Origin of the sequence: Nostoc sp. DedQUE04, from assembly GCF_034530995.1 — a bacterium.
Taxonomy (GTDB): Bacteria; Cyanobacteriota; Cyanobacteriia; order Cyanobacteriales; family Nostocaceae; genus Nostoc.
Window position 1 is genome coordinate 90,876 of the sequence record NZ_JAVRCA010000015.1, and the last position, 26,032, is coordinate 116,907.

The 26,032-nt window shown below is 37.6% G+C and carries 18 protein-coding genes; 1 reads left to right on the forward strand and 17 read right to left on the reverse strand.

Features of this window, described 5'->3' with window-relative positions:
• Positions 1-176: 176 nt before the first annotated feature.
• The 4 genes from hemJ to psbQ form a co-directional block, all read right to left on the reverse strand.
• Positions 177-758, reverse strand: coding sequence for a protoporphyrinogen oxidase HemJ (hemJ, locus tag RM049_RS13385; protein ID WP_322688618.1), 582 nt, complete (start codon positions 756-758; stop codon positions 177-179).
• A gap of 343 nt (positions 759-1,101) precedes the next feature.
• Positions 1,102-1,953, reverse strand: a complete 852-nt coding sequence (locus RM049_RS13390) for an alpha/beta fold hydrolase (RefSeq protein ID WP_322704489.1) — start codon at positions 1,951-1,953, stop codon at positions 1,102-1,104.
• A 113-nt stretch (positions 1,954-2,066) separates the two neighbouring features.
• Positions 2,067-3,179 (reverse strand): FAD-dependent oxidoreductase, encoded by a 1,113-nt coding sequence (locus tag RM049_RS13395; RefSeq protein ID WP_322704490.1) that lies wholly within the window; start codon positions 3,177-3,179, stop codon positions 2,067-2,069.
• Between the two features lie 108 nt (positions 3,180-3,287).
• Positions 3,288-3,755, reverse strand: a complete 468-nt coding sequence (gene psbQ / locus RM049_RS13400) for a photosystem II protein PsbQ (RefSeq protein ID WP_322673945.1) — start codon at positions 3,753-3,755, stop codon at positions 3,288-3,290.
• Between the two features lie 359 nt (positions 3,756-4,114).
• Here psbQ and RM049_RS13405 point away from each other — a divergent pair, with 359 nt between their 5' ends.
• Entirely contained in the window at positions 4,115-4,543 is a 429-nt protein-coding gene (locus tag RM049_RS13405) for a hypothetical protein (protein WP_322673944.1), read from the forward strand.
• Positions 4,544-4,764: 221 nt separating this feature from the next.
• Here the strand turns inward: RM049_RS13405 and RM049_RS13410 are convergent, their stop codons facing one another.
• From RM049_RS13410 to RM049_RS13470, 13 genes are all read right to left on the reverse strand, one after another.
• Positions 4,765-6,447, reverse strand: a complete 1,683-nt coding sequence (locus RM049_RS13410) for a GUN4 domain-containing protein (RefSeq protein ID WP_322688621.1) — start codon at positions 6,445-6,447, stop codon at positions 4,765-4,767.
• A gap of 30 nt (positions 6,448-6,477) precedes the next feature.
• Entirely contained in the window at positions 6,478-8,508 is a 2,031-nt protein-coding gene (locus RM049_RS13415; RefSeq protein ID WP_322699669.1) for an ABC transporter ATP-binding protein/permease, read from the reverse strand.
• Between the two features lie 309 nt (positions 8,509-8,817).
• Positions 8,818-10,212, reverse strand: a complete 1,395-nt coding sequence (locus RM049_RS13420; protein WP_322704491.1) for an MFS transporter — start codon at positions 10,210-10,212, stop codon at positions 8,818-8,820.
• Between the two features lie 90 nt (positions 10,213-10,302).
• Positions 10,303-14,844: a non-ribosomal peptide synthetase gene (locus RM049_RS13425; RefSeq protein ID WP_322704492.1), complete on the reverse strand. Its 4,542-nt coding sequence runs from the start codon at positions 14,842-14,844 to the stop codon at positions 10,303-10,305.
• Positions 14,845-14,963: 119 nt separating this feature from the next.
• On the reverse strand, positions 14,964-15,935 hold the full coding sequence (locus RM049_RS13430) for a hypothetical protein (RefSeq protein WP_322704493.1): 972 nt from the start codon (positions 15,933-15,935) through the stop codon (positions 14,964-14,966).
• Between the two features lie 61 nt (positions 15,936-15,996).
• Positions 15,997-17,346 (reverse strand): MBOAT family O-acyltransferase, encoded by a 1,350-nt coding sequence (locus RM049_RS13435; RefSeq protein WP_322704494.1) that lies wholly within the window; start codon positions 17,344-17,346, stop codon positions 15,997-15,999.
• 230 nt (positions 17,347-17,576) lie between these two features.
• Positions 17,577-18,716, reverse strand: a complete 1,140-nt coding sequence (locus RM049_RS13440) for a hypothetical protein (RefSeq protein ID WP_322704495.1) — start codon at positions 18,714-18,716, stop codon at positions 17,577-17,579.
• Between the two features lie 9 nt (positions 18,717-18,725).
• Entirely contained in the window at positions 18,726-19,214 is a 489-nt protein-coding gene (locus RM049_RS13445; RefSeq protein ID WP_322704496.1) for a GtrA family protein, read from the reverse strand.
• Positions 19,215-19,239: 25 nt separating this feature from the next.
• Positions 19,240-20,883, reverse strand: a complete 1,644-nt coding sequence (locus RM049_RS13450; protein ID WP_322704497.1) for a glycosyltransferase family 39 protein — start codon at positions 20,881-20,883, stop codon at positions 19,240-19,242.
• A 124-nt stretch (positions 20,884-21,007) separates the two neighbouring features.
• Positions 21,008-21,940, reverse strand: coding sequence for an isopenicillin N synthase family dioxygenase (locus RM049_RS13455; protein WP_322704498.1), 933 nt, complete (start codon positions 21,938-21,940; stop codon positions 21,008-21,010).
• Between the two features lie 16 nt (positions 21,941-21,956).
• Positions 21,957-23,750 (reverse strand): ABC transporter substrate-binding protein, encoded by a 1,794-nt coding sequence (locus RM049_RS13460; RefSeq protein WP_322704499.1) that lies wholly within the window; start codon positions 23,748-23,750, stop codon positions 21,957-21,959.
• 25 nt (positions 23,751-23,775) lie between these two features.
• Positions 23,776-24,939 carry an aldo/keto reductase gene (locus RM049_RS13465; RefSeq protein WP_322704529.1) on the reverse strand — a complete coding sequence of 388 codons (1,164 nt, stop codon included), beginning with the start codon at positions 24,937-24,939 and terminating at the stop codon, positions 23,776-23,778.
• 29 nt (positions 24,940-24,968) lie between these two features.
• Positions 24,969-25,985 carry a fatty acid desaturase family protein gene (locus tag RM049_RS13470; protein WP_322704500.1) on the reverse strand — a complete coding sequence of 339 codons (1,017 nt, stop codon included), beginning with the start codon at positions 25,983-25,985 and terminating at the stop codon, positions 24,969-24,971.
• Between the last annotated feature and the right edge of the window lie 47 nt (positions 25,986-26,032).

The window sequence follows — 26,032 nt, forward strand, 5'->3', positions numbered from 1 at the left end:
GAACGAGATCAACAAGAAAACAATGGAAAATCAAGCTTTTTTCGACTTGTGTGTACACCGTAGGGATAAGGGGAGGGTTAGGGTGGGGTATTTTTGTACTTCATTAATTTACAATCTGCTGTATTGTTGTGATGCGAGATAAAGTAAGGTAGCACAGCTGGACTACCTTACTTTGTCTAACTTTGTTCTTGTGGTTGCCCTATCTGTGCCGTCAATTTCTCTTTATCCTGCCTGCGTTTTTTGGCGTAAAGTTGAATAGTGACTGCCATCAAAATAATCATGGCGAAAATAGCCCAAGCAGCCATATCTGTAGGTAGATTATTCTTAAACACAGCCAACAAAACGATCGCTACTAACATAACTGTAGGCGCTTCATTTAAAGCACGTAATTGCTGACTATTCCAGCGACATTCATCTACTGCTAATTTCTTCATCAGCCGAGCGCAGTAATGATGATAGCCAATTAAAAGCGCCACAAACAGCAGTTTGATATGCAACCAACCCTCTTTTAAAACGTCCGGTTCAGTGGTTAATAAACCGATGGCCATTGCGATCGTCACAAACATTCCTGGGTTAGTGATGATAGAGTAAAGGCGCTTTTCCATAATTTGATACTGATTTTTCAGTATCGTTCGTGCTGGTTCAGGTTCAACGTTCGCTTCAACGTGATAGATAAAAAGACGTACTAAGTAGAATAAACCAGCAAACCAAACTACAAATCCGACAATATGAAAGGCTTTAAACCATGAATAAGCCATGAATCATAATTTCCTTTACTTGTAATGGTAATAACAAAGTAGTCAGGAGCCAGAATTCAGAATTCAGAATATTCCACCTGAAAAAGGATGGACTTTTAACAAGAAATAACATTTGAATTCTGCCACTCAATCTTCTATTTAGTGGGCTACAATGATGATTTTGCATCCTCTACTAATTAATTCTGACTCCTGAATTCTGACATTCATTTTTATAATATCCATTTTTGCCAAAGCTATAGCAATCCTAAATCATTCGTAAGACAAAACCAAGAACAAATGACCAATTGACTTAGGACAGTCAACACCAAAATTCTCACAAATCAAATAGGATTGCTATATATTGTCAATGAGCATCTTTACGACGCACAAAGGGTAAAAGGTCTTGCAAAATCGTCTCGTGGTAGTGTTCTTGAGGATAATGTCCGACGTTATTAAGTTTTATTAATTCGGCATTTGGTACGGAATTGGCAAAGTTTTCGGCAATGTCTATAGGTAGCCAAGGATCAATCATACCCCATTGAATCAGAATTGGTTGTTGCCATTCTTTAAAGCCAGTTTGGATTTCGGTCATGGCTGAATCAAGCTGTAAATTGCGAATACTTGCTAAGAGACTTCGACCAGACGAAGAAGCAGTTAAAAATGGTTTTCGATAAACATCTAAATCCTTATCTCCTATGCGATAACGGCTTCCGCCTTCTAGCGTTCGATCGACTAACAAGGGGTCTTGGGTCATGACTTCACCTGCTAAAGGTAAACCCATTTGTTTAATTTTCCAGGGTAATTTAGCAGCAGTTGAAATTGGTGTATTTAAAATAGCTATATTGGCAATTTGTTCTGGATGACGCAAAGCGTATTGTAGTCCTACAGAACCTAAAAAACCTTGGACAACTAAAGAAAAATGTTCAAGTTCTAAAGCTTTGACAAATCCTTCTAAAGCTATGATAAAAGCATCGGGAGTGTAAGCAAAATCTCGTTTTTCTGGTTTGAAAGAATTGCCGTAACCAATCCAATCTGGTGCGATCGCTCTTGTCCCCTGATTCGCCAAAGCAGGTATAATATGACGCCAACTGTAACTTTGTGAAACTAAGCCGTGTAGCAATAACACAGGCGCTAAGTCACTTCTGCCGATTGGTAAAGATTCCCGATAAAACCATTCCAGTGAATCTACATTGATTTTATGTTCTTTTATTGACACGCTATTTTCCTATATTGGGCATTTGTCATTTGTCATTTATCATTGGTCATTTGTTATTTGTCAGGAATTATTATTCTCTCCTGCTTTCCCAGTCCCCAGTCCCTACCTAGTCCCTATTCCCCAGTCCCCATTCCCTGAGAAATAATCATCTCACGAATCGCATAAGCTGTAGCGGGTGCTAGTAAAACGCCGTTGCGATAGTGTCCGGTAGCTAGGAGGACGTTACTAAACCCTGGCAACTTACCAATAACTGGGGCTGGGCGACCTTCAGGGCGGGGACGTAACCCCGACCAAGTGCGGAGAATATTTGCTGTGGCTAATTCTGGGCAAAATGCGATCGCTTGTTCTCTAACAGATTTCAGCAGTTCTTGATTTGGTTGTATCTCATCGCCATTGCTGGGAAATTCCACTGTTGCGCCTATCCAATAATCTCCACCGCCCACAGGAACAATATGGACATCATTACCCGTTATCGCTGGCTGGAAATCGGGATTTCCTAATGGATGCCCCACACGCATTTGCAAGGCTTGCCCAAGTACGGGGCGGATATCAATTATCTGATTTAATTTTGCTGTTAGTGGGGTTGAACCTAACCCTGCTGCAATTACAAACCAATCAGCGGTTATTTTTCCTTCTGTAGTCTCTAGTTGATGGCAAAATTCAGGTGTTGAGGTTGGGGCATCCAAAACAGTCACACCAAATTTGAAAGTTACACCATTTTGCTGGGCAGCTTTAACTAAAGCCAATGTCAGGGCAGTTGGATCGAGCTGGCGGTCTTGCAAAGAATAGACAGCGCCAGTAATTTTTTCGTTATTAATTTGAGGACAGATATTCTGGAGTTTAGCCGTGTCCCAAATTTCTAAATTCCAGCCTTGAGAGTGGCGAATTTCTACTAACTTTTCCCATGCTGACATCCCCTCTAGGGAGGAATCAGATAAAAGCATCAGAATTCCCTGACGATTAAAAGGAATTTTGCGACCTGTTAAAGCTTCTAGTTCAGGAATCAAAGTTTCATAGCGTTGGATGCTAGTTTGCCGCATCTGCCAAGCCTTGCCCTTGATTTTTTGGCTGATTGCGCCCATCAAAACGCCAAGTGCAGCGCCCGTGGAAGCTTGTGCTGGTGGTTGGCGATCGCAAACTGTAATTTTCAGCCCTTTTACTAAACTCAGTTCGTAAGCGATCGCAGCCCCAACTACACCACAACCGATAATAACTACATGACTCATTGCTGTTTTGAGGCAAAAATTGAGAGATGTGGGAGATGAGGGAATAGGGAGAGAAATTTTTTCTCTCCTTCATCCTCCTCATCCCCCTTTGCTCATCTTACCTTGGGCTTAACTTGCCTCTGCTTCACTGCTGGTATTAGGAAGCAAGTCGAAGAATTTGTCAATCTCTGCAAAAGCATCTTGGGATTGATTCAAGGCAACTAGAGGATTGCCTGCACTAGTAGCTTTATCAAGCTTAACCAAGTCATTAAACAAATCTCGTGTTATTTGACGTGCTTTGGGTTGGTCATTGGGTAGAAGGTTGGAAGTGACATAAGTCAGGTTCAGCCTTGCTTCTGTCATGGGCCCATGTATAAAGTTACGCACATTAATCCAATCACCTCTTTTAATCAGGGTTGTTAACTCTTGTGAGCGATCGCGCACAGCCTGAATTTCAGGAACATAAGCCTGAATTTTTTCAAGTTGTACTGCTGTGTAAGTCGGAGGTGCTACCGCAACACCAGGGCCACCACAACTAATCAGGAATGTGGCCAATAATACTAGGAAAAATGAAAAAATCGAGCGTTGACGCACCATATATTGAACTTAATTGCTTTTGGTTTACCGATTAACAGTGTCATTTTAGATCGCTAGCGGAGTTAATCGTTCTTGTCAGCCAAGGATTTTGCAGAAAATCTTGATATTTTCTTCAAAGAACAGAGTTTCATCTGCTTTGGAGTAATTTTTAAGTACAATTACTTAATAGGTGTTAGGCAGTCCCAACAAGAAGCGATTTTTGGCTTCTGTTAGTAACGAGGATTGTTAGGAAAATATGATTTAGAGTTGCTAAATCTCAAAGGTCTTGATAAGCTGAAACACCAATAATATAAGCCTTCTGGCGGTTTTTATGTCTTCACATCCTTGAAGATGGCGACGCAATATAGGAGTGTTTTTTAGTGAACGCAGCTGAACAGGCAACGAACCTTGAACTCGCCAGCAACATTGCCACGGTAGTTAATTTGTTCAAATTTGAGTTTCCTGATGCCAAATCCGATCTCAAACCCTGGAAAAATGACCCGGAAACTAGGGAGTTAGTCGATCCAGATTCTATAGATATTGGCTTTCACTTTCCTGGTATTAGCAAATCTTGGCGAAGTCGCAGTATTTTAATTCAAATCCGATTTTATCAAGATCCCATCAATAATTCCCGGCGTGCGATCGGCGTGGAGGTGGCGGGATTCGATCATCGTGGTGAGGCGTGGCGACTTTCTACGGTAGAAAACTGGAGTGTTGTCGGCGCATCTTCGCCTTCTGGTGAAATCGAGGAAAAGCTCAAGCAGATTTGCCGACAGATTTTAGAAGTTTTTAATAAACCAAGTGAATAAAATCAACAATGACAGCACAACTAGAAGTTGTTGCTGCTTTTGAATTACAGCAGATTGCAAGTTAATGAAGTACAAAAATACCCCTCCCTAACCTCCCCTTGGAAAGAGGAGGGAACTAGATTGGGAATTTCCCCCCAATACAGCGGAGGGATTAAGGGGGGTAAAAGATGTACTTCATTTAGATGCAAACTGCTGTAATTTTAGAATTACTAAACATCCTCTCAAATTATCTTTAGAGAACTACAAATTTTTGTACGAGAAAAGAATAAGTGCATCTGCCAAACTAACCAAGATTTTACCCGCCAGGCTCCCATTGAAAGGTGTTCTGTAGATGATAGAGATAAGTCAGAGCTATGTTGATCGTAGTGTAACCACTTGGCTGGTAAGTGTCCCATCGGTGTCATCGGGGACAATTTAAAAGTTAGTTGCTCATAGTCTAACCAGTTTCCCTCTTTTCGCCAACCAAGGCGATCGCCTAGTCTCTTTTCTGTTTCATAATCTACTTGACCACCCATTTCACTCCAGATAGTTTGCTGAACACTGAAACCGAAATAACCATAACTATATTGTTCCCAAAGTTCATCAATGGTATGGATGTCTTGACAACAAAAATTATCAATATCTTCCTTATAAACTTCATTCCAATAATTCTTCTTCATGGCTTTTAGCATTAATTTAGCTGTTTCAATGTCAGCTTCTTTCCACTTATGCTGCGATAGGAGATATCGCAATTGGGTATAATCAATATCTTTATTGCTGAAAAATTCTTTTGTCAATGTAAGATTGTTATCAGTCAGTTCCATCAATCCTGTTTCTTCAACATTAGATAGAGAAACTGTAGAGACAAAATCTACTTCTGCTATTCCTAGCATTTTTCTTTGATCGGTAAGTTGCTTAGATATATAGTTAGCTATTAAATCAATACCCTTGTCTAAAAAGACAAAATTTTCGCTCGAATCTAAATTATAGATTTGCCAATCTAATAATTTAGATTGAATAAAAGCATCTTTTAATCTAGTTTTTTTATCATAACTTGTCACCATAAAATCGAGAAAAGTTTCAGAAATTATCTTAGCTTCTTCAAGGTTAAATAAATTTGACTGATACTTTAAAATATTATCCCCTAAATTTTTAATATCTCCGACAGTTGCGTAAAAATATTCATCTATTTTTACGAATTCATCGATTAAAGATTGAAAAGGACTAAAGTAATCTTGTAAAGAATTCTCAAAATTGATTGCTGTCTGGGCAATTTTTGCTATTTCTTGACGAATTTTATAGGCTTTACTTTGATACTCATAAAGCTCTTGATAGGTATCTAAATCTTCAACTATTTGCTGAACAATTTCTTTTTGTTTTTTTAAATCTTCTGCAAGTTTTTTAATTCCTTCACTAAGCAAGCTTATTTTTTCTAACATCAAAAAATAAGCATTACTTAATAATAAAACTGCTTTAAAGTTTTCTTCTTTCTCCCATCTTAGTTCATTAAGTATTTGGGGATTTTTATAATTCTTTAGCTCTATCTTGCTTCTTTCATCTTCTAAATTTTTTATTGTCAAATATTTCTGTTTAAATAATTCCTTTAAATCATTAATTAAGTTTAACAAAAAATTGTGATAACTATCTTTATAACTGTTTAAAAAGACAATAATCTGATTGTAGTCTTTAATAAATAATTGAATTTCATCAAAAATCTCTCCCTGACTAATTTTTTCTTTTCGCTTAATTATTCCTCCAAGTTTATGATGATATCGAACACCTTCTTTAATTAATCTTTGACGTTCTCTAATTTTTTTTTGAACCGTTTCTATACCGTGATTTTTGAGAATTGGTAATTGATAAGTTCGCTCGTAGATTGAAATACTTTTATAAGTAATTAGTTGTCTTTGCTGTTTAGTTAACATGACCTTAATTTTCACAAACATTAATAGTTCTTAAGTTATTACCCATTTCAATACCTTGGGGTTTTTGTCATAGCGATAGGTAAAACCATCTTTGGTAGTAATGGATTTACCAAGGCTAGCTTTACTTCTGATAGTGTTAATGGGAGAGTTTGTTAATGTCTGCATTTCTTTATGAGAAAGTCCTACAATTGTGTCTATCTCTATCGATATTTCTGGTTGGCTTTGGGATTGATTATCGGGTAAAATATCTATTGTAGTTTCAGGATTTACGGAACTATTAGTGACAATTTCTTTTGCTTTTTGCAGCCGATAATCTTGCACAGTCAAAAGTTGCCAACTGGAATCTTGTGAAAGTTCCAAAACCCATTGATGATAATTAAATAGACTTTCTCGGTGTCCAACACTGATAAAAGTTGTTTTTGTTTCTTGCAACTGTTGATATAAATTGCCTTCATTATTCAAATCCAAAGCGCTAGTTGCTTCATCTAATATCGTGAAGCTAGGGTTAGTAACTAATAATCGTGCAAAAGCCAGACGTTGTTGTTCTCCCAGCGATAATATATTCTCCCAAGGAACTTCTGTATCAAAGCCTTCAACTCGATTTAACAAGTTTTGCAGATTTACTTGTTGTAAAATGTCTTTGAGTTCTGGGTCGGTCATTTGACGATTTGTATTAGGATATATTAACTGTTCGCGCAAAGTTCCTAAGATTATGTAAGGACGTTGGGGTAAAAATAAAACTTCTTCTAGGGGAGGTCGCACCAGGCGACCAGTTCCCGCATTCCACAAACCAGCGATCGCTCTCAATAGAGAACTTTTACCTCGACCACTAGGGCCAATAATTAATAAACCTTCACCTGGTTGAATAGACACTGACAAGTCTTCAACAATCACCTGCTCATAGTTTGGCGTTTGTAAGGTGACATGCTCAAAAGCAAGATGGTTTTCTTCTATTGTTTTAATCGTACTAACGTTCTCTGGTTGTTTGGTAACAGCTTCTAAGGCATCTGAAAATTCAGATAAACGCTCAACATAACTAGAAAATCGTCCGGAATTCCCAAATTCTCTAATTAATGTTGCCATAGCATTGGCAAACGAGTTACAAGCTATACTGGCTTGAACAACTTCTCCAAAATCAGCTTGACCGCTCATATATATAGGTGCGAGTACCAAATATGGGAATATTTGGATAGCAGATTTATATGCTCCGTCAAATAGTTCTTGATTGTTCTCCCAATTAATCTTGCGTTCGATATTTTTTAGGAGATTAATAAATCTTCGTTGAATTATATTAGATTCTTGATTTTCTCCCTGGAAAAAAGCTATTGATTCGGCATGATTACGAACATGAGTCAGACAATAATTGTATTCTGCTTTCAGTTCTAATTCCTCTTGATTAATTTTATTCAATTGTTGACCCAAATAAACAGCAATCAAATTGCCTACGATCGTATAAACAACCAGAACAGTTGCAATAAATTGGGAAATTGACCAAATGATTACTAAAAAAGTCGTCATTTCCAGCACTTTTTCTAGGAAAATAGCTGAAAACGAGAGAGCATTACTGGTAATGGGTTCTATTTCTTGAGATATTCGTTGATCTGGATTATCAACATCGGATCTAAAGTTGATTCTATAATAGGCACGATTGCTAAAATATTTTGATAATGTATGATTATTTAACCATTTGTACCAATCAAGAGCAATTTTTTTTCTAACAAGTTTAGAAAATCCACTTAAGAGTGTTATGCAGATCAGAGCAGCGCTGAAAACTACTATCGTCTTAATAAAGTTAGGATAATCTTTCTCTTCAATTACATCGGTTATATAGCGAGTAACAAAGCTATTAAAAGCCGTTACACCCACTAGTGCGATTATTAATAAAATCAGGAGAATGAGCATCCCCCATATCCGAATCACGTCTGAAAATGCTCTTTCCCCTGACTTGGTTGGATACCAGTAAGGGCCAGCGATCGCTCTGACGCTCTGCCAAAATTTATTAAAATCCGAAGGAGAAGGATCGTTCATTAAGGAGCGATCGCGAGAAACTTTAGTTTGCATATTCTAAAATAAACTGAACATATTTTTGGGATTGAAATATAGAAAAAATCAATGATTAAACAACATAAGCAGGATTTACGCAAAATTATAAAAAACTAACTGCAAATGACATAAATTCAAGAGGTTTCCAAGAGATATTAGGTAAGTTATAACAGGATTGAATATATATCATAAATGTTGAATATAGATATAAAAATTTATAAACTCAATTAACAATTAGCTATTTAAAAAAATAGATAATTTAAAAAATCAAATAATAATTTTAAACTAGTAGAACTTTTAATCAACTTTCACTATGCAACGCTAAATTTAGGATACCAAAGAAACTGCATCATTCTTGCTAGAAGGTGTATCAGTAGCGATCGCAACTGCATTACTAACATTAGGGAGTTCATCTTCCACAAACCGTAGGCGAGGGTACAAGTAGGCAATAGAGGTTTCTAAAATGGTCAAGACTCCCATAATAATCAGTAGAAGTCCCATACCACGACCAGACCCAACACCGATGATTTGTCCGATGCTTCCCGCCAAATAACCATCAGTAGCCATTAAGGGTTCAAAAACCTTCTCAGCTAAAGGCCCAATCGTGATGTAGCCTAGAGGTAAAGCAGCCGCTTCAATCGCGCCTTTGATCGCAAAAACTCTACCTTGCACACTAGGTTCTACTTTTTTTTGCATGACAGCTTGCGTGGAACTGGAAACGATCGGTTGTGTCAAAGAGAATAAGAAAATGCTAGCAGTGAAGATGACAAGAGAGGGTTGCAAACCGGCGGCGATAATAAATACACCATTTAACAGCATACACCCGTATATTGCATAGATGTTGCGTTCTAGTCCTCCCCAGATACTCACGAGCAAGCCGCCTGCTAGAATAGCAATGCCAAATAGCGAAAGAATAGTTCCCAGAACGCTTACTGAAACGAAATTCAACACTAGCGGAACAGTAATGACATTAATACCTCCCACAAGATAAAGACTGGAAGCTGAGAATAAAATTAGTCCCAGCAGTCCGGGTCGAGCGGTCAAATATGTAAATCCGTAAGTTGCTTCACTGAGAAATGAACTTTTTGCAGTTGTAACAACACTTGTGTTGACTTGCGGGAACCGAACTAGCATCAGGGAGACAACAGCGACCGAGACACTGGTTACGTGAAGCAAAATAATCCCTTGGAAATGAACAATGCTTAGTAGAATACCTCCGAGAGTTGGTGCAATGATTATGGAAATGCCATACATCAGACTCATCAGACCGTTAGCACGATTGAGGTGCTGTTTTGGCACAAGTAAGACTGTTGATGCTGTATAAGCTGGCATGTGAAAAGCCATGAAAACAGCAGTGAAGGTATTGGCTAAGTAAATATGCCAAACTTCCAACCGACCGATGACAAATAAAACGCCGATCGCAATTGTTCCCAAACACGCCAAGACATCAGCGAAAATCATCGTCTTGCGGCGATCCCACCTATCTACCAAAGGCCCAGCGATCGGGGAAATTAAGATTAGCGGTAGAGTATTGAACAGGGAGATTAAAGCAAACTGGGTGACTGAGCCAGTGCGATTATAAACCCAGATATCTAAGGCAAAGGCAGTGGTACTCGAACCAATCAAGGCGATCAACTGTCCTATCCAAACAATGATAAACAGTTGCATTTCCCGCAAAGCAGTCAGTCTTGTTTTTTCTATCATTTGTACGTTTGACATCATAATCAGGTATTTTCTAGCTTTTTACTGTTCAAATCTTTTAATTACGAATTACGAATTACGAATTACGAATTACGAATTACGAATTACGAATTACGCACGGCATTGAGAATTATGCTTTTGAAATAGTAAACCAAGGTCACTCAGGCGGCATTCGGGATTATTAATTAGTAGCTCAAGCAGCACTAGAAACTGAGTTACCACACGGCTAATAGTAGTAGCATCAAACAAATCTATTTTGTAGCACCATTTTCCTTCAATACTTCCTAATGTTGTTTGTTGAAGATAAATATCCCAATCAAATTCTGCTATTTTACTTTCAATTGACCAGGGATGAACAGTTAAATTTGTCAGTTTTAAATCTGATGGAGGCAAGAAGTTAAACATTACTTGATATAGCAAAGAGTGGCTTGGTTCTCGTTTTGGCTGTAGTGCTTCTACTAACTTCACGAAGGGAATTTGCTGGCGATCGCAGGCTGCTAAAAAACATCCACGTACCCGATCGAGTAATTCTCTCAAACTTGGATCGCCATCCAGATATGTACGTATTGGCAATGTGTTAATGAAGCATCCAATAAGTCCTTTAGTTTCTACTTGCTGGCGATTGGCAAAAGGAGCGCCCACGATAATATCTGACTGTCCGGTGTAATAGAACAGCACTATTTTGAAGGCTGTTAGTAGAGTCACGAATAGAGTTACATTGTGCTGTTGGCTCAAATGTTTAAGAGCATTTGTTAGGCTTTTAGAAATAATGAAAGTTTGACTTGCACCTTGAAAAGTCCGTACTGGTAAGCGCGGGCGATCGCTAGGTAACTTTAGTAAAAGTGTACTATTACTTAGTTGCTGTTTCCAGTAGTCAAGCTCAGACACGAAAGCCAGACGAGCAACCCACTGCTGTTGCCAATGGGCAAAGTCAGCATATTGAATGGGTAAATCGGGAAGTGGTGAGGGCTGACCATGACAAAATGCTGCGTATAATTTTGTTAGCTCCTGTAAAAACACACCCACAGACCAACCATCAAAAACCAGATGATGGATAGTTACTATGAGTAAATGCTCGGCATCAGAGAGCCGCAGCAGTTTAATGCGTAACAATGGGCTTTGTTCTAAATCGAAAGGCTGGTTTTTTTCCTCAGTTACAAATCTTTGAGCCAGAGCCTTTCGCTCAGTTTTAGATTCAGAAAGTTTTCGCAAATCTATTACTGAAAATGGTAGGATAGGCTCCTGAATAATTTTCTGAACAACTTGTCTATCTGTAATAGTAAAAGTAGTTCGCAAAGCTTCGTGACGACGGACAATTTCCACGAGGCTTTGCACCAAGGCATTGACGTTGAGTAAACCCGTCAAGCGATAAGCCAGGGGAATATTGTAGACGGGAATGCCCGGATTTAATTGAGCTAATATCCAAAACTCAAGCTGAGTCAAAGAGATTGGCAACTCTTTTGTATTCCGAGGTACTGGTTTGAGAGATGGAGTCAACTCATTTTGGCGGTATTCTGAAATCTGCCGATCTAGTTCGACTATTGTCGGGTAATCAAACAGACAGCTTATGGGTAACTCCATCTTGAAGGTTTCTCGCAACCGAGCAATGACTTGCATTGCTGATAAAGAATGCCCTCCTAATGCAAAAAAGTTGTCATGGATACCAACTTGTTCCAACTCTAAAACATCGCTCCAGATTCCTGCCAGAACCTCTTCACTCGCAGTACGGGGTGGGATCAAGTCTGTAGAGATGTTACGTTCCCTACTCATAGGTATTGGTAAAGCGCGGCGGTCTGTTTTGCCACTGCTGGTTAAAGGTAGAGCATCCAGCAACTTGACAAAAGCGGAAGGCAGCATATATTCTGGTAGCTTTTGTTTGAGGTAACAAAGCAGTTCGCTGGTATCTAGGTGCTGTTTGGGGACAATGTAGGCGACTAGACACTTGTTCCCCGATCGCTCAACTCTTGCAATAACTACTGCTTCTCTTACCTGTGGGTGCGCGGCGAGTACGGTTTCAATTTCTCCTAGTTCAATGCGAAAGCCCCGCACCTTTACTTGATTGTCAATACGACCGAGAAATTCGATGTTGCCATCAGGTAAATAGCGAGCGCGATCGCCTGTTTTATACAAACGACTTCCATCCTTGGTAATGAATTTCTCAGCAGTCAATTCCGGGGAATTAATATAACTTCTGGCGATCGCCACGCCGCCAATATACAGTTCTCCGGGAACTCCAATCGGTAATGGTTGCAGATTGCAGTCAAGAATGTAGATTTGCGTATTTGCGATCGCCCGACCAATGGGCGGAAGTGGCGACCAATTGCTGACAGCATTGTTTAGAGTAAAACTTGTTACTACATGGCTCTCCGTCGGGCCGTACTGATTTTGCAGCGTACAATCAGGAAGCTCTCTAAAAAAGTTGACTAAAACAGGAGTAACTTGTAACTGTTCTCCTGCCGTGATAATTTGACGCAAAGATGCAGGATAGGATTGAGAAATAGAAGCGGTATTGGCTAATTGCTGAAGGGCGACGAAGGGCAAAAACAATCTTTCTATCTTTTCTTTAGCAATTAATTGTAATAATGCGAACCCATCCTTGTGTACTTCTTCGGCGATTAAAACTAAGCTTCCGCCGTTACACCAGGTAGAGAAAATTTCTTGAAAAGAGACATCGAAACTGATAGAAGCAAATTGCAAAGTTTTGGCACAACTAAAAGCACTTTCTTCTATTTGCCAATGTAAAAGGTTCGCCAAAGAACGGTGACTCATGGCTACACCTTTGGGTTTGCCGGTTGAGCCTGAAGTATAAATAACATAAGCCAACTTCTCTGGTGTTACTTTACTAACAGGATTCTCCTCGCTGTTTTGGCAGAAATCTGATTTATCTAAACAAACTACTGTTAATGGTAGCTGGGATAAGGCATTGGATGAATCTGTAAGTAACACCGACGCTTGAGAATCACTCAACATATAATTTAAGCGTTCTTGGGGCGATCGCGGATCTAAGGGTACGTAAGCACCACCAGCTTTGAGGATTGCCAACAGTCCTACTGCGATCGATAAAGAACGCTCAACGCAAATCCCTACCCGCACTTCTGGCCCTACCCCAAGTTTTTGTAGGTGGTGTGCTAACTTGTTAGCCTGACAATTTAACTGTTGGTAAGTCAGTAGTTGGGATTGGAAAGAGACTGCTACCGCATCCGGTGTTCGTTCTACCTGTTCTTCAAACAACCGAGCGATACATTTGTGAGGATAATCTGTTTGAGTATCATTCCATACTAAAAGTTGTTGCTGTTCGGCAGCAGTTAGCATAGGTATCTCGCTTACTGTCTGCTCGATATTAGCGCCCATACCCTCTAATAAAGTCACAAGATGCCCCATCATCCGGTGAATCGTTTCCCCATCAAAGCGGCTACCATCATAAAGAATGCGTAGGGATAACTCTTGTCCCGGTACAGCGATGACTGTAAGCGGATAATTAGTTTGTTCAATGACTCGCCGTTTAGTAATCTGGATGCTGCTACCTGGATTTGATAAAAACGTATCTTGTGGATAGTTCTCAAACACCACGATGCTTTCAAACAAAGGTAATTCTGGGGGAATTTCACTAATAGCCTGAATTTTGACTAACGGACACCAAGAATATTGCGATCGCTCTACCTGTTGAGTCTGCAATTGCCTCAGCCATTGCCATAAAGGAGTCGCTGTTGGGACTTTCACCCTTACTGGTAGAGTATTAATGAATAGTCCCACCATAGATTCCACCCCCGATAAAGTGGGAGGACGGCCGGACACAGTTGCGCCAAATATCAGCTCAGACTCATCAGTGTAGCGACTGAGTAAAATTGCCCAAGCTGCTTGTACGAAAGTTGAAACTGTTAGATGATATTGCTGTGCTTGGGACTGTAAAGCAGCAGTTATGGGCAACGATAAACAGTAGTGCTGTTCGTGGTAGGTTTTTAGTTGTGGAGAATTTTGCACCTCACCCCGATTTAGTAGCAAACGGGTAGGACTAGTAAATCCTTGGAGTTGTTGCCGCCAAAAAGCTTCTGCTGCTCTCAAATCTTGTTGTTGTAACCAATTTATGTAATTTTGGTAAGGAGGAGGAGTATTTAAATATAAATATTTGCCTTTAAGTAAAGCATTGTAAAAAGTAAAAACCTCTTTGCAGAGAATCGGCCAACTCCAGCCATCAATCAGCAAGTGATGAAAGCTCCAGATAAATTCGTAAGTATCATCAGCAACTCGAATTAACGTGAAGCGCATGAGTGGAGCTTTGTCAAGAACAAAGCCTTGGACTCGATCTGCTTGTAAGAAAGTTTCTAGGCGCTCTTGTTGTTCTTTTGCAGATAAGGAACGCCAATCATAGTTTTGCCAAGGTAACTCTACTTGCTTACATACTACCTGGAGAGGCTTTTCCTGCTTTTCCCAAACCACAAGAGTACGCAAAACTGGGTGACGCTTCACTACTCGCACACAAGCCTGCTGAAGTACTGTAATATCTAGATTTCCAGAGAGCGTGAGACAGAACTGCTCAAGATATACTCCTGATTCTGGCTCGTGCAGAGTATGAAAAAGCATACCCTCCTGCATAGGAGAAAGAGGGTAAATAGATTCAATATTTTTATTTTTAATTATTTGCAGTTTGCTCATATAAGGCTATTATTTTATTTTTGAAAAGATAGGTACGCCTCTTTATCCAATTTTTATTGTTCGCCATATGATATTTAATTTCCTACGCTCAAGTTATGAAATCAGATTTATTTATATAACTAGGAAGAATCGCCAAATAATACTCCATCTTTTTGCCCTAAATACTTATAAGCTATTTGACTATTTAATTCTTGAAATTGTCTCATAATATCTTCTTTTTCTTTCGGCAAGAGAAGTAAATCATCAATTAAAACATTTGGCAGCATTGATACTAATTTACATATTGTTTTATTATCAGATAAAAAGCTCATAAAATTTTGATAGTTTGACCAATAACTATCATCTAACTTTATAAATCTAGCTAAAACTCTTTCATTTAAATTATTTATAAGTAAAAGCATCTTGATCGTTTTCCCTGAAGGAGACACATTTATTTTTGCACCATAGTCAACTTTATAATCACTTTTATTGTTGAATTGATTAATGACTCCTAAAAAATCAGCAAAAATATGATTTTTTGTATTTGATTTTGCAAACAGTCGAACAATCATATTGTCATATCCAAATATATCTGCCCAATTTTCTAATATTTGATAATAGTTAAAGATATATTGATATTCATTAAATAACTCTTTAATTCCTACGCTACATGCTCCTAGTTTGACCATGTAACAGTAAGAGGATTCTAAAAAATCATCTTGTTTTCTTAGATATATAACTACCTTAATTTCGTATTCTTTTAACAAATCTTTTATTTTTGCAAGTGTTTCAGGTTGATAAAAGATTTCAAAAGAAGTAAAAGCTTCTGCGGAAATTATCACATTTTTAGGGTTAATAAAGTCTATTTCTGTTTTCAGTTCTTCCCAAATTGATATTGAAAGTGTATTATCCTTGTCTTCCAAACCCATTAAACAATGGGCTAAAGTATTATGACAGTAACGGTTAACTATTTCTTTGGCATTATGTTTTATACCACACATAGGATACAAATAACCGTTTTCTAAAAATTTATCCCTATTGTTAAACAATGCTTTTTGTAGACAAGTTGTTCCGGTCTTGGGCATTCCAATGTGTAAGTAAATTGTTGTCATATCTCTCTAATCGATGGCGTAATTTAAAAGGTATTTTTTATAAAAGTTGAGCGATCGCACACTAAAACTGAAAGTATACAAAGGGTTGAGGACTAATTGCTGTCAGCCGAAATATTGTTGAAACCAACACCCCAAATAAAACAGCAAAACTCCAACTAGGAATTTTACGCCACCAATCGGCAAACCAACCCTTATAAGCCGCCCAGTGGAGGATAATTAAAGGTAGAAAAATCCATGCAATTTGGAGATTTAGGTTTTCATAACCAAGAGAATTAAAGAATAAAAAGGATTTTTCTATTTTTACAGCACTGCTGAGATCGTTACTCCGAAAGAAGATTGCAGAGGCACAAAACCAATACAATGTTAGGGGGATACCTAGCATCTTTCTCAATGGTACTAATTCCTTATAGGGAGCAATCCGAGATGACCATTGCTTGTGAACAACTAAGGCGATTCCATTTAATCCACCCCAAACTACAAAATGCCAAGCAGCCCCATGCCACAGTCCTGATAAAAGCATCAAAATGAGAAGATTTCTATAGCCAAACAGTTCTGTGCGTTCAGCTTTTGGCCGCTTTCTCATTAAAGGAATATAAACATAGTCTCGCAACCAACTGTAGAGAGTTATGTGCCAACGTTGCCATAAATCAGTGATATTACCGGAAAGGTAGGGAAAATTAAAGTTTAAAGGTAGTTTGTATCCAAGTAAACCGGCTGAAGCGATCGCCATATCAGAATAACCAGAAAAGTCGCAGTATACTTGTATGACGAAAGAAATAACAGCAATCCAACAACTCAAGAAAGTATAATTTCCTGGATTCGTGAAATACTGTTCTACTAGAGGCGAAAGATTATCCGAAATGCAGGCTTTCTTAAAATACCCTACGAAAAAAAGCATTAAACATCCCCGAAAATCAACCTCGCTTAAATTTTTTGGGGTTAGCAGTTGAGGTAAAAAGGTAGATGCACGGACAATTGGGCCTGCAACCAATTGAGGAAAAAAAGTTACAAATAGAGAAAAATCCCAAAAACTTCTAACAGGTTTTAGTTTTCCTAAATACGCGTCAAGGGAATAACTCAGAGTTTGAAACGTGTAAAAACTAATGCCTGCTGGAAGAATAATTTTAAGGGTTGTAAGGCTTATTGGTAAACCCAAAAAAGCTAATAAGTTTGCAGCAGACTCACTGAAGAAGTTATAGTACTTAAAAAACCCTAATATTCCTAGATTTGCTACTAAACTAAGTACCAACCATGCTTGGCGCTGTTGCTGATTGATTGGCTTATTCAGCAAAGCATCCCAATTTCCAAAACTTGTAGCTTTTCTCTTCTCTACTATATCACTTGTTGAGATTACTGGTTCTGATACGGAGCGATCGTTTTGGAAATCATTAATCTGCGGTCTAGACAACATTAAACCGACAAAGTAATCAATAACTGTCGATAGCAAGAGCAAAAAAAGGAAGCGCCAATCCCAAGCACTATAGAAAATATAACTACAGACTAGCAGCCACAATTTCCTATGATTGTGTTTCTCCAAAGCCCAATAGATGCAGAAAACAATCAGGAAGAAAAATATAAATCGAAATTCTGTGAATACCATATTTATATGTAATTAGTAATTAGGTAATAAAAACTGAGCATTCAAAGTCTACCACTAATAAGTTTTTCTCCAGAACTTTTCAAATATTGCGTAAATTCTGATGCTAGTAAAAGTGTGAATTCTTCAGCGCCTTGATGATTGAGATGTGCGCTATCAATTCTGCGGTCTATTTCATATAAATTAGTAAAATTATTTGGATTATTAAAAGCGAATAAAGTTTCGATATATCCTGATTTATATGCTCTGTAAATAGCAGATGGGTTAGAATCAGTTTCAAGAATTGGAGGAATAAAAAATATAGCTTCCATTTTCTTGTTGTTAATTTGCTGCTGTTGTTCAATCCGCGAAGCGATATTTTTCATCATTTTCGCTCCATACATTGTAGATGGATCGTTAAATGCATTTTCTAAATTTAAATTTGCTAATTTGGTTTGTTCAGTTTTGAGATTTTTTTGATAAGTGTCTAAACCATTTGTTCGGAATATAGTCTTCCATTTATCAGCTTTTTTTTGCCAATCTATTGCGTAATATCCAGATTCTTGTATGAGTCTATCCTCAGATACTTTTGCTAATGGATCTGAATTTGATAAATCTAAATTTAATATTCCTTCCTGCCACAAAGTAGAAAGCTGACCAATCCCTAGCCATCGGTAGATAAAGCTTTGAAAGTTAGCGTATATATATGGAACTTTTACTTTCCAGCTATCAATTGATGATTCCAAAATTAATTGGAAATTTTCTAACGTTTTCTGAGGAGTATGCCAATATATCTCTTGAGCGGAAGTAGAACCAATGTTTGTAAATAGGTCAACTGAGCAATCTAAAAATATCCACTTTAAGTTTGCTGGTTCTAAAGCTAGAATTTTTTGTAAGTAAAAATCTAGTTCTGATACATTTGCACCTGCAATACCAAAGTTGAAAGATTTTACACTTTTACCCTCTGTCGTCATGTATTTATCAAACAATTTCGGGATTACCCCAAAGTACGTAGTACTTGGCCCTAGAAAAATAGCGTCATAATCATCTTTGTGTTCAGTCAAATATTGCCATTTAACACTGATTTCACCAAGGTTTTGGATAGTCTTGTAATAGGGTAAAATTAGATTCAAGCATCCAGAAGAAAAAAATATAGTAATAATAAAAATTAAGCTATAGCCAAACATCACTAATGGTCTTAACATGATTTTTTCTTAAATATCTACAACTACATCTGTTTTTGTTAATTGCCAGTTCATCTTCAGATTGAGCCAGAAATTCCAAAGTGTCACACAAGCGATCGCTACCAATTTAGCTATGTATTCATTCACTTGAAATTGATAAAACAGCAAATTTACAATTAGGCTATTGAAAATAAGTCCAATTAAACAAATGAGATTAAACTTGACAAAGCGTTGCAACTTTTGACTGTTTTTTTGCTCAAAAGACACATCACCAAATGTCCATAAATCATTCCACAGAAAGTTATTAATAATTGCTATTTCTGTGGAGAGCATTGCACTCGAAGTTAACGCCAAACATAACGAGCTATGAAAGCAATAGAATGCTCCTAAGTCTACAAATACTCCACTAAAACCGACTACAGCAAAGCGGATAAACCGACTAAAAAGTGCTGAATTGAGATAAAAGTAGATTTTACCTCTCAGATAATTAATATTGAAATAGTCAAGATATTGCTTCATTCAAATTCTAATTTTTTAATGTTTTTTATGTTTTCTGATTTTTGTCTAGTTGCCAAAATCCTTCAAGTGGGTAGACTAATTTAAGTGAGTTAGTTTTATCTTGCTGGAGTTGATGAGCTAAACTATTTTCTAGGTCGTCAACAAAGAAGATAGATTTATAATCTTGAGGCATTATTGGTAATTGGTTGTTTTGGATGGGAAGTAAGGAAATTTTTGGTTCTAAACTATGACTTAATGTGAGGATGACTCCCAAGTTATAATCATTTTTATCACTTATTAATAAAACATTATTATTAGATTGGTTAATAAGTTTACTCATTGCTAGTAAATTCTTGCCACCTATTTGTGGCCACCAAGTTTCAGCCTGAAAAAATCTGACATCAGAAACTAGCCCAGAGATAAGTAATCCCACCAAAATGAGTTGCCAAAAGTTTTTCTGCCAACTCTTAGCTAGAAAAAGATGGAAAGCTAAAATATAGACTACAGCAATTTGAATGCTGAGATATAACGGTATCTGATAGCGAAAATGAATAGAGCGAATTCCCCCAAAAGCTAGGTCATATAAAAGCAATGTTAACCCTGGAAATCCGCCTAATAAAGCAATAAATAAACTAGTGTTAGTTGATAAAGATTTGGTCAAAAAAATAATAATATAAATAATTAAAAATAAACTAAATATTATTGTAAAAATACTATACAATAAAGGACTTTCATAACTTAAATTATTGACCCAAGCATCATCAGAAGCCAAATTAAAATCAAAAAATATTCGGCTAATCCGACTGAGCCAAATTCCAATCAGGTCAAAAGGACTATCTGTTTTAAATGTTATCCATGACAAAAGATTTGTTGCTGTGTCAGCTTTGGTAATAAGCACTGTTAGCCAGGGTAAAAACATTAAGCAAGCTGCTATTGAACTCAGTAAATAATTACACAGGGTTTTTTGAAAGCGAAACTTTTGCCTAATAACTATATAAATACCATGAGCGATCGCAACCATTACTGTTAATAAATGGGTGTAGAATCCCAAGGCTAGGGTGAGAGTATACACAGCCCAGCTAGAGAAACTTTCCCGGCGAATGGCTCGCAACAAAGCAGCACTTGATACTAAGATCATCGCCATCCACAAACCGTATTCTCGTGCATCTTGGGCAAAGAAAACCTGCAAGGGAGAAATCCCCATTACAGCCATTCCCACCCATCCTACTAGTGGCGATTCAAATAACTCTAAACACAACCAATACACACTAGGAAATATCAACAGACTGATTACTGCTGATAAACTCCTGACTCCCGCCGGAAAATCCCCAAAGACTTGCGCCCACAATCTCACCATTACATAATACAAAGGTGGATGTTGCGGGTCTGAAGTTATTAAGTAGCGAACTGTATCAACCACAGATCGATCTGGGTTAATGTGTTGATATTTGTCTAAAGTGATGGCAGGAATTATGCCTTGATTATTGCTCCAATTGCTAAAAACTTCTTGTTTAACCTCAGCTAGCGTATGACCAGATATTGCCAGCGATGTAGCAATTTCATCGTACCAATACACTTTTTGCCCTAAATGGGTAAAGCGAAAGAAAATGCCCAACCCAATTAGGCTGATTACCAGAATTTTTAACCAAGTTGGAGGATTTGACTTTGCTAAGATTTGTAATTTGTCCATTTATTGCACTAATACCTAATTAGCAAAGGATGTATTGTCTGAGGAAGAGATTAGCAAATATAAAACAGCCCATATCAAGCCTTTTTGAAGTGCCTATTAATTAAAAATTACGAATTAGTAACTATCATTTTGGCTGCTTGAAATATTCCTGTGCAAGAATTGGTGGATACTTAGGCACTTCATCTATATCTAAGCAAGTCTTAATGGACTTAATTGGAGCATCGTAATTAGGGCCTGTAAAAAAGGCGCATGAGTATCTTTGTTTAGCACTGTGAGATTGAGTTGGAACTATAACTCGATGTGGTGTGGCGCGAAATTTATCGTTTGTCCATCGCTGCATTAAATCTGCAACCAATACTATAATTGCATCAGGAACGAAGGGCGCTACAACCCATTCTCCAGTATTTGTATATACTTCTAACCCTTCTGAATCTTGAAATAAAAATGTCAGCGTCCCGATGTCAGTATGTTCTGCAAGATAAACTTTTCCTAGTTCTGGAGGCTGATATATAGATGGGTAGTGATGCCAAACTATGCCGTGGTTTTGTTCTGAATATAAATTTGTAAAGTAATCTTCTGGAATTCTCAGAGAAATAGCCAAAGCTTGAAATACTTTCAGGGCGCTTTCGTGACAACCCGTGAAAAATTCCATCATCACTTCACGAAACTGAATCGGATTTTTAGGCCATTTATTCGGTTCAAAAAAAGGATCTTCGATTGCACCAACTTCATCGAGAGTAATTTCCTTTCCAAAATGAAAGCCTTCAGTCATTAGCTCATTGGCGTTATGTTTATCTTCACTCTTTTTAAAATTATGATATCCGCGAAGATTCCGATCTGGAAAGAAAGATACTTGTTCTTTTTCATCCTCCGGTAGTGCAAAAAAGGACTCGGTTTGTGAAAAGACTTGAGCGATTAGAGTCTGAGAAATACCATAATTTTTCAGATAGAAACATCCGACCTCATGAATAGCAAGAGAAATTTGTGTAGCAACAGCTTCTTTTGCGGTTGAATCACCTATAAGAAAAGGATTGAAATCAATGATAGGAATTTGCATACAAACGATATCCTCTTTAGTTAATCTCAGTCAGTTTCAAGTTGTAAGTGTTCCAAAATGTCCCTAGTAGGGGAGAGTGTTCAATACCTTGGATACGATTTCGTACTGCTACCATTGAGAAAGGGTTAACTAGATAAATAAATGGCAGATACTCCTGAGTAATTTGTTGAGTTTCTACGTACATGGCTTTACGCTTTGATTCATCCACCTCAGAGGCTGCCTGAATGTATAAATTACCAATTTTTTGTTCCCAATCTGCAACCTGTCGCCCTATTATCGGCATTTGTCCTGCTTGGGATTCTTGATTAAAAAAGTGCCAACCAGCTTCAGGCAACCAAACATTAGCCCAATCATTTGGTTCTTGACCGACAGCAACCTCAAGTAATTGACACTCCCAATCGAAAGTTTGAGTCAATTTATTGATGAAAATGCTAGCAGCTACGGGATTAAAATCAACAGTTATGCCAAGGTTACTCAAATTTTGTTTTATGTGTACTCCCATCGCCTGCAAGGCATTATTGGTACTATTAGTCATTAGGCTAAAGCGGACAATATTTTCTTGCTCGTCTAATAGCTGACCTTGATTGTTGTATTTAAAGCCTGCTTTTAGAAGTAATTTTTTCGCTTTTTGAAGATTGTATTCATAGACAGTTTGGACAGGAGAATAATACTTGCTCTGTACAGCAATCGGCGAATTTTGCAGTTTACCCAATCCTTTATAGATATTGTTGAGTATTTGTTGGCGAGCGATTCCATAGGCAACTGCTTGTCTAAATTCTACTGTATTGAACCAACGAGACTTTATGGGATCGACCAGTGGTTGACCATTCCTACTGCCTTGATTGAGATTAAAAGTAATAGCAGTTGATCCAACAAAAAGACCGCCATTATAGATAGTAAACTTTCCTTTGCTTTCTTCATGTTTTAATAATGAAAAATAATCAGTATTGACGTTGATGTAATCCAATCCTCCAGAACGAAATTGGATTAAAGAAGTATCTTGATTAGGAATAATTTGCCCAATCACACGCTCGATATAAGGTTGTGAGTTGCCTTGAATATCTTTACGCCAGTAATAAGGATTTTTGCGGAAAATTATTCGCTGGCTCGGAGTATAAGATTCTATTGTATAAGGGCCATTGACAATAATATTTTCTGGGGGAGTATCAGTTCCCCAAGTAGACATAAATTTAGGACTGCCTTCTTGGTTTTTTCTTTTGACGCTTTCCCGAAAAACATGGGCTGGTAAAATTTCTAGTTTTGTAGCCCGAACAAATGGAGCAAATGGTTCAGGTAATGTAAATTCAACTCGCAGATTATCAAGCTTTCGCACAGTAGGGAAGGTACGATTTTTACCAATCATGAAGAAGTCTTTAGCGTAAGTAGGAATGTCTGGATTACGGTAAATTTCATTGTAGGTAAAAACGACATCTTCAGCCGTTAGTGGTTTCCCATCTGACCATTTTAGCCCTTTTCTGAGGGTGTAAATTACTTTTTTATTATCTTGGGAAGTTTGCCAAGATTTGGCTAGATCGGGTTCAATTTCTCCACGAGCATTTTCTTTAACTAGCCCTTCATAAGTATAGTTTAAAATATAAGCCGATTCTACGATTAAAGCCGGATTGAAAGTTGTGGGTTCAGTTGGGAAAGGGACGATAATTTCAGATGTTGGTATTACGTTGGTTTTTAAGGTAATTTGATGATAGATAATTATTGCGATCGCAGTTACAAAAGCCAGCAAAATTACTAGCCAACGATGACGAATTAAAGTATATTTTTTATTATTTCTTAATAACTTATAATCCGACATTGTGAAACTACTCCGCAATATATCCTTAACTAGATTGAGATAACAATCTATGGGCATCTTCTAATAATGCTGGTATTTTATCAGCATGTGGACTATGACGCAGACAATCACTTAGATCGAATTGTCTAACTTTTTCTGCTGTCAAACCAGGAAACCAAGGATCGGCAGTATTTAAATGGTTGTAACGCCTTTTGGCATATTCATACATATCAAAAGCGATCGCTAAATTTCGCAACCATAAAATAACGGGAATATTAATCTCACCAGGGGTTTGGGGATATCTGGGTAAACCAATATGCCAAGTGCGATACCAGTCTTTTCCGAGTGTGGCGATCGCTGCTTTTTCTAAACGGTTTAAAATTGGCGGTAAAATTTCATCTGCTTGCTCTAAAAGTTCTATAACCTTCAAGTGTTCGTCAAAATCTGATGGTTTAGATGCACCCAAACTGAGAGTATGTACTTGAGTATGGCTCAAACAAAACAGATCGTTAAATACCATCGGGCTAAGAGGATAGCACAAGTCTAATAACTTTTGTGGAGGCTTATAAAGCATACCACCTTTATCTGATGGGCTAATGATAAATACACCCATATCATGATGTTTGGTGGCTTCAATGGCGGGCCAATTGAATTGATTAATGTAGTACCAGTGGAGATTGACATAATCAAATTGATTGGTTTCAATGGTTTTGATAATTAAGTCTGTTGGAGCGTGGGTAGAAAAGCCAATAAACTTTACCTTACCCTGAGCTTGCAATTGTCGCGCTACATCAAGACATCCATTGAGACGAATGCTATCTTCAAGATGTTGGTAATTATTAATGCCATGCAGTGTTAATAAGTCAATGTAATCTAGCTTTAATAAAGCCAAAGATTTCTCACATAAATGGCGGAAGTCTTCAGAGTCAGATGTAGGAGTAACCTTAGTCTGGACAATAATTTTTTCTCTAGGCAACTTAGGTAAAATAGCTCCTAATTGCATCTCAGAAGTCCCATACATTCGGGCAGTTTCGATGTGATTGATGCCAACTTCTAAAGAACGGCGAATAGTGGCTTCTAGATTCTGTTGATTTTCATCGGGAATTTGTTCTTGATTAAGCTCTTTATACTCAGTATAGACGTAGCGCATTCCACCACAAGAAAATACTGGCATTGGCAATTCTGTACGCCCGAATCTACGATATTGCATCATAAATGTATTTTGATTAGAGCGATTCATTAATGACTTTTTGCCGCAATCAAGCCTTGCATTATTTTTAGATGAAACATCAAGTATGATTTTTCAATATGCTGAAGGTGATGTTGAATTAACTCATGTATCTTGGAGTAGTTACACGGTGGCATACTTGGGTATAGATGATGCTCTACATGGTAATTATTATTCCAGTAATAAAACCTAATTATCGGGTTAGAAATCATTGTTCGTGTATCATTCCATAGGTTGTGATTTAAGTCAGACTCACAGCCATAGTGATCTGTAATACTGAAAAGAAACCCGAATGGAGAAGCAAAAGTTGCTAATGGTATCCAGTAACCAAAGAACAAAATCCCAGGAAAAATTACGGTCAATCCTGCCATTAATACAAACCAACCCAATAGTAGCCAATTATTTTGTAAGACAAATTGGCGTTGTTCTGGTGTTTTAAAATAGCTCAAATAAAAGTTAGCTGGTAAGGCTGATTCCTCTTGCGTCTGTGTTTTCAAAGAATCTAAATATAAATCTTTGGTTACTATCCACCAATTTTTCCATGCCGCAAGAGGATAAAAATATGTCAAGGCAAAGAGATAAGTATTAAGATTAGGAAAGGTTTGCCATGCTGAGGTATCTCCTACGATTTTACCTTTGATTTTTGCTTCTCGATGATGTCCAATATGAATATATTTGTGAAACGAAAAGTTCATCAACAATACTAATGATAAGAAGGTTCCCATGAATCGGTTAGTATTTTTTGACTTATACAAACTATAGTGAGAGCAATAATGTATTGCTGCAAAAAAACAGACAAATAAGAATCCTTGAACCAACCAGACTAATAACCATACTGCCCAGTTATTCAACCAGAACCCAATAGCTGAGAGGATGAAATATGTACTAATGACAACAAATGTTTGAATAATCGGTCTAAATGTAGGAATCTCATGCAATATACGAAGTTCTTCGTTAGATATTTGAGTAACTTCTTTAATACTAGGTCTGGCATTCTCAATTATTTGATTGTTTTTTGTAAGTTCCATATTTTTCATTTCTACGTTGACAATAACAATTGACAAACCAGATATCA